Genomic DNA, 5,628 nt, shown 5'->3' with positions numbered 1-5,628 from the left:
CGGCGACGGTCACCCCGGTGGACCGGGCGGCGGTGGCCCGCTCCTACGGCGCCCGGCGGGACGCCCTGATCGACGCGCTGGCGGAACGCGGCGTCACCGCGCACGGCCGCAGCGGCATGAACGTCTGGGTGCCGGTCCCCGACGAGACGGGCGCCCTCGCCCGGCTGCTCCAGAGCGGCTGGGCGGTGGCCCCGGGCGCCCGCTTCCGGCTGGCCTCACCGCAGGCCGTGCGCATCACGGTCTCACCGCTCGCCGAGGCGGACATCACCGCACTGGCCGACGCGGTGGCGGCGGCGGTCCGCCCGTCCCCGGCCCGCGTCTACGGCTGAGGCGACCCGAGAGCCGGAAGGACCGAGAGGATCAGGAGAGTCCGGAGAACCGGGAGAACCGGGAGAAGGGGCGCGGGGAACCGTGCGGCAAGCCGGGGCGGGCCCGCGTGCGCGCACCGGTCCCCGTGCCCCGGTGCCCTCACGCGCCCTTCCCCCGCACCTGGGTCAGTGCCGCGCCCGCCAGCACGATCACCGCCCCCACCGGCGTCGTCCACCGCAGCGACTCCCCGAGGATCGCCACTCCCGCCGCCGTGGCGATGACCGGGATGAAGTACGTGACCATCTGGGCGGTGGTGGGCCCGACCTCGGCCACCAGCCCGTACTGGATCAGCACCGCCAGGCCCGTGCCCAGCGTGCCCAGCGCGGCGACGGCCAGCAGCGGCACGAGCGCGACATGCCCGGGCACGCCGGCGAACAGGGGCGTCACCACGGCGAGCTGGACCGTGGCCAGCAGCAACTGCCCGCCGGTCATGGACAGATGGGAGTTGCCCGTACCGGCCAGCGTCCGCCGGACGTAGATCCAGCCCACCGGATAGCTCAGCGAGGCGAGCAACGCCATCGCCGTGCCCGTGGCGTCCAGTCCGTGGAAGCCCTGCCAGACGCCGAGCACGGTCAGCACACCCAGGAAGCCCAGCCCGAGCCCGGCCACGCGCACCCGGCTCGGCCGGTCCTCGGACAGCGCGACCAGGGACAGGGCCATGCCCCACAGCGGTGAGGTGGCGTTGCAGATGCCGGCCAGGGTGGACGGGATCGTCAGCTCGGAGTAGGCGAAGAGGGAGAACGGCAGGGCGTTCAGCAGGAACGCGGCGACCGCCATGTGCCCCCACAGCCTGGCCCCGCGCGGCAGCCGCTCCCGCTTCACGGCCATCGTCGCCATCAGCACCGCCGTGCCGAACACCAGCCGCCCGAGGGTGACCTGGAACGGCGCGTACCCCTCGGTGCCCACCTTGATCAGCAGGAAGCTGAAGCCCCAGATCAGGGACAGGAGGCCGAAGCGCAGCCGCCAGTCCAGGCGGGCGCGGCCCGTGGCGGGGCCGGGGGCGGGCGTGGCGGCGGGGGAGTGGGAACGGCTGCGGGCGCGGGCGCTGATCGTGCTCATGGCCCTAACGATGCTGGAGGCAATCACGTAGCACAATCGAGATTTTCCACCCGGTACCTCTTAGAATCGCTTACATGTTGAACCTTGAGCGCCTGCGCACCCTGGACGCCCTGGCCCGGCACGGCTCGGTCAGCGCCGCCGCCGACGCGCTGCACGTGACCACGTCCGCGGTCTCCCAGCAGCTGGGCAAGCTCGAGCGGGAGGTCGGCCAGCGGCTCCTCGCCAAAAACGGCCGGGGCGTGCGGCTCACCGACGCCGGGCGGCTGCTGTCGGAGCACGCGGCGCGCATCCTGTCCCAGGTCGAGCTGGCCGAGTCCGACCTGGAGGCGCATCGCGGCCAGGTCGTCGGCGAACTGCGGCTGTCGGCGTTCCCGACCGCGGCCCGCGGCCTGTTCCCCGCCGCGCTGGGCGCGCTGCGCACCGAGCACCCGGGCCTGCGGGTGCGCTCCAGCGAGCTGGAACCGGAGCAGGGCATCGCCGGGGTCGTCCGCGGCGATCTCGATCTGGCGGTGGTCCTGGACTGGTACAACAAGCCGATGCCCGTTCCCGACGGCCTGGTCAAGGCGCCCCTGCTGGACGACCCCGCCGATGTCGCCATGCCCGTCGGGCACCGGCTCGCGGACCGGGACGAGGTGGACCTGACCGAGTTCGCCGAGGACGAGTGGATCACCTGGGGCGAGGGCGAGTTCTGCCACGAGTGGCTGCTGTTCACCCTGCGGTCCAGGGGCGTCGAGCCGATCGTCGGCCACCGCGCCGGTGAGACCCACACCCAGCTCGGGCTGGTCGCCGCCGGGCTGGGCGTGTGCATCGCACCCCTGCTGGGCCGGCACCCGGTGCCCGACGGTGTGGTCCTCGTGCCGCTCAAGCAGCGGGTGCGCCGTCATGTGTACGTGCTCTGGCGGGCGGACGCCGACCGCCGGCCCTCCATACGCGCGGCCGTGGAGGCCCTGCGGACGGCGGCGTCGCGGCTCGGCTGAGCCCTACGTCCCGCCCAGCTTCCGGAAGTCCCAGGACACGATCTCCTCCGGGGTCAGCCGGGCCCACGCGTGCCGGCCGTCGTGCGGCATCTCCTCCAGGCCGAAGTACTTGCGCGCGAACAGCGTCTCGGCCGTGTCGAGTTCGGCGCACAGCCCGCCCCGGCGCGGCACCTCGCCCACGAACCCCACCCGGCCGGACAGCTCCGCCCCGCGCAACTCGCCGTACTCCTCCCCGGAGTCGACCACGACCGCCACCCGGGGATCGCGGCGCCACTGCGCCCAGCGCCGGCTGCGCACCACGGAGTACAGCCACAGTGATGTGCCGTCCCAGGCGAACCACAGCGCGCTGACATGCGGTGTGCCGTCGGCCGAGACGGTCGCGACCCGGCAGGTGCGCTGGATGGTGAGGAACTCGTCCAGCTCGGCCGGCGACATCATGATCCTCCGGCCCCGGCGCTGACAGGTGACGGACATGCGGCCCCCTCTCTTCCGCCCTGTCGTGTCGGAGACTTGTCGTGCCCCGCCGATCCTCCGACATCACGTCAGAAAAGAGAACGGGTCGTCTTCCAGGTGGACGCGGGCTGTCCCGGCCGTCCCCGAGGCGGTGTCCGGCGGGATGCCGGGCCGCCTCGGCCGGCCGCGCGGACGGCGTCGAGCGGGCCCGATCAGGCCAGCCTGATGTCGTCGCCCGAGACGGTGATCCGCGCCGGCGCCAGCCCCTTTGTCGCCGGTCCCTTCTTCACGCTGCCGTCCGCCACGGAGAACTCGCTGCCGTGACACGGGCACACGATCATGCCGTGCGCGACGCTGCCGACCGCGCAGCCCTGGTGGGTGCACTCGGCGGAGAACGCCTTGTAGGTGCCCGCCGTCGGCTGGGTGACCACGACACCCTGGTCCTTGAAGACCCTGCCGCCGCCCTCGGGGATGTCGGCGGTCCTGGCGAGAGCGGTGCCACCGCCGTCCGGCGCGGCCCCGGCGGCGGTCCCGGTGCCGGAGGACCCGGCGTCGGAGGAGCCGTCGCCCGAGCCGCAGGCGGTCAGCGCGGCGGCGAGCCCCGCGGCTCCGACCGCCGCGACGACGGTACGACGGTCCGGACCGCTGGTGGGCTGGGACGAGGTGCTGCTCATAGGACGTTTCCCTTCGACGGAACCGGTCTTGGTCCGCCCTGGGGTACGGGCGTACGACCGTGGCCGTTCAGAAGAGGGGTCGAGATGGGCGCCCCGGCACCGGCCGGCCGCTACGAGTCGGTCCGCGACCGCCGGCCAGTCCCTCGAACTCGCCTGCCCGATCGCCGATATGCGGGGACGTCAGGCGCGAGGCGGCGTCAGGCCGTCGAACGCGTCGGCCGGCCGGGGGCCGCCGCATCCCCGCCGTCCGCGTGCGCGGCGTCGTACGCGCTGTGGGCGCGGGCGATGTCACCGCTGTGCCGCTTGGCCCAGTCGACGAGGGAGAGCAGGGTCTCGTACAACTCCAGCGCCATCTCGGTGCACTCGTACTCGACCCGGGGCGGAACGGTCGGGTAGACGGTGCGCACCAGCAGGCCCTCGCGTTCGAGCTTGCGCAGGTTGAGGGTGAGCATGCGGCGGCTGATGCCCTCGATGCTTCGCTCCAGTTCGCTGAAGCGCACCGGGCCCTTCGCCGCCGCGACCAGGATTCCGATGGCCCACTTGCCGGCCACCCGGTCCAGGACCTCGCTGACCGGGCAGGCCGGGTTGTCGGCCTGCACTGTCACATCCGTGTGACCCCGAGACATAAAAGTGCCTCCTTCCGCAGGCCGCCGACGTTACACAAGATGGCGTCCGTAACAAAGTGAAACCAAGGGAAGGGAATCCCATGTCCGCTCAGGCCGTGCCCGCACGAGCAGGCACAGGCGCGTCACGCCGGCTCGCGCTGGCGATCCTCTGCGCCGGTCAGCTGATGGTGATCCTCGACGGCACCATCGTGAACGTGGCGCTGCCGTCCATCCAGGAGAGCCTGGGCTTCTCCTCGTCGGACCTCGGCTGGGTGGTGAACGCGTACCTGATCCCCTTCGGCGGTCTGCTGCTGCTCTCGGGCCGGCTCGGCGACCTCTTCGGCCGCAAGCGGGTCTTCACCGCCGGGCTGGTCGTGTTCACCGTGGCCTCCCTGCTGTGCGGCCTGGCGCGGGGTCCGGCCATGCTGCTCGTGTCCCGCTTCGTCCAGGGCGTGGGCGGCGCCGTGACGTCCTCGGTGACGCTGGCCATGGTCGTCACCCTGTTCACCGAGCCCGAGGAGCGGGCCAAGGCGATCGGCGTCTACAGCTTCGTGCAGTCCGCGGGCGGCACGCTCGGCCTGCTGCTGGGCGGTGTGCTGACCCAGACCGTCGGCTGGCACTGGATCTTCTTCGTGAACGTGCCGATCGGCGCCGTGGCCGTCCTCACGGCCCAGCGCAACCTGCGCGCCGAGGAGGGCGCGGGCAAGGGCAAGAGCACCGACGCGCTCGGCGCCGTCCTGATCACGGCCGCGCTCATGCTCGCCGTCTACACCATCGTCGGGGCGGCCGACCACGGCTTCGGTTCCACCCGCACCCTCGGCTTCGGCCTGGCCACCCTGGTCCTGCTCGCGGTGTTCGTGGTGCGCCAGGCCAAGGCCGCCGACCCGCTGCTGCCGCCCCGGATGTTCACGTTCCGCAACGTCTCCGGCGCGCTGGGCACCCACACCCTGATGATCTCCGGCATGTTCGGCTTCCAGTTCCTGGCCGTGCTGTACATGCAGAAGGTCCTGGGCTTCGACGAGGTGCGGACCGGCCTCGGAGTGGTCCCGGTCTCGCTGCTCATCGGGCTGATGTCGCTGTTCCTCGCCCCGCGCCTCATCGCCAAGGCGGGTCCGCGCACCGTGCTGCTCGGGGCCCTGGTCCTGATCGCCGGCGGCCTCGCCTTCCTCGGCCGGATCCCGGCCGACGGCGCCTACTTCACCGACGTGTTCCCCGCCACCGTGCCGCTCGGCATCGGCTTCGGCCTGGCGATGCCGTCGCTGGCCGGCCTGGCCATGTCGGGTGCCGCCCCGCGGGACTCGGGCCTGGCCTCGGGCATGTTCAACACCATGCAGCAGGTGGGTGCCTCGCTCGGCCTCGCCGTTCTGAGCACGCTGGCCGCCTCCCACACCAGCCACGCGCCGGGTGACGGAACCACCCGTGTGGACGCCCTGACCGAGGGGTACCGGCTGGCCTTCCGGGTCGGTTCCTGCTTCGTCCTGGGCGCCCTGG

General features: G+C 72.7%; 6 protein-coding genes and 1 pseudogene. 3 read left to right on the top strand and 4 right to left on the bottom strand.

Annotation, left to right across the window (positions count from 1 at the left end; genetic code table 11):
* Window positions 1-329, top strand: a pseudogene (locus H5J33_RS21580) (GntR family transcriptional regulator); the annotation flags it as partial.
* 139 nt (window positions 330-468) lie between these two features.
* On the opposite strand, the gene H5J33_RS21575 reads toward H5J33_RS21580, so the two are convergent.
* Window positions 469-1,428, bottom strand: coding sequence for a DMT family transporter (locus H5J33_RS21575; RefSeq protein ID WP_399552894.1), 960 nt, complete (start codon window positions 1,426-1,428; stop codon window positions 469-471).
* A 74-nt stretch (window positions 1,429-1,502) separates the two neighbouring features.
* Here H5J33_RS21575 and H5J33_RS21570 point away from each other — a divergent pair, with 74 nt between their 5' ends.
* The gene (locus tag H5J33_RS21570; RefSeq protein WP_181796567.1) at window positions 1,503-2,405 is read left to right on the top strand and encodes a LysR family transcriptional regulator; all 903 of its coding nucleotides are present in this window, start codon (window positions 1,503-1,505) and stop codon (window positions 2,403-2,405) included.
* A 3-nt stretch (window positions 2,406-2,408) separates the two neighbouring features.
* Here H5J33_RS21570 and H5J33_RS21565 read toward each other — a convergent pair whose 3' ends face one another.
* The 3 genes from H5J33_RS21565 to H5J33_RS21555 all read right to left on the bottom strand — a co-directional run bounded on the left by H5J33_RS21565 (window position 2,409) and on the right by H5J33_RS21555 (window position 4,158).
* Entirely contained in the window at window positions 2,409-2,879 is a 471-nt protein-coding gene (locus H5J33_RS21565) for a pyridoxamine 5'-phosphate oxidase family protein (RefSeq protein WP_181796566.1), read from the bottom strand.
* A gap of 191 nt (window positions 2,880-3,070) precedes the next feature.
* Window positions 3,071-3,532 (bottom strand): Rieske (2Fe-2S) protein, encoded by a 462-nt coding sequence (locus H5J33_RS21560; RefSeq protein WP_181796565.1) that lies wholly within the window; start codon window positions 3,530-3,532, stop codon window positions 3,071-3,073.
* A gap of 197 nt (window positions 3,533-3,729) precedes the next feature.
* A complete protein-coding gene (locus H5J33_RS21555) occupies window positions 3,730-4,158 on the bottom strand; it encodes a helix-turn-helix domain-containing protein (protein ID WP_181796564.1) in 429 nt (142 codons plus the stop codon).
* An 80-nt stretch (window positions 4,159-4,238) separates the two neighbouring features.
* On the opposite strand from H5J33_RS21555, the gene H5J33_RS21550 reads away from it, so the two are divergent.
* The coding region (locus H5J33_RS21550) for an MFS transporter (protein ID WP_181796563.1) at window positions 4,239-5,628 on the top strand (1,390 nt) is incomplete at its 3' end.

Source organism: Streptomyces sp. WELS2 (genome assembly GCF_013870595.1).
Taxonomy (GTDB): domain Bacteria; phylum Actinomycetota; class Actinomycetes; order Streptomycetales; family Streptomycetaceae; genus Streptomyces.
This window is presented reverse-complemented; position numbering and strand designations above follow the sequence as displayed.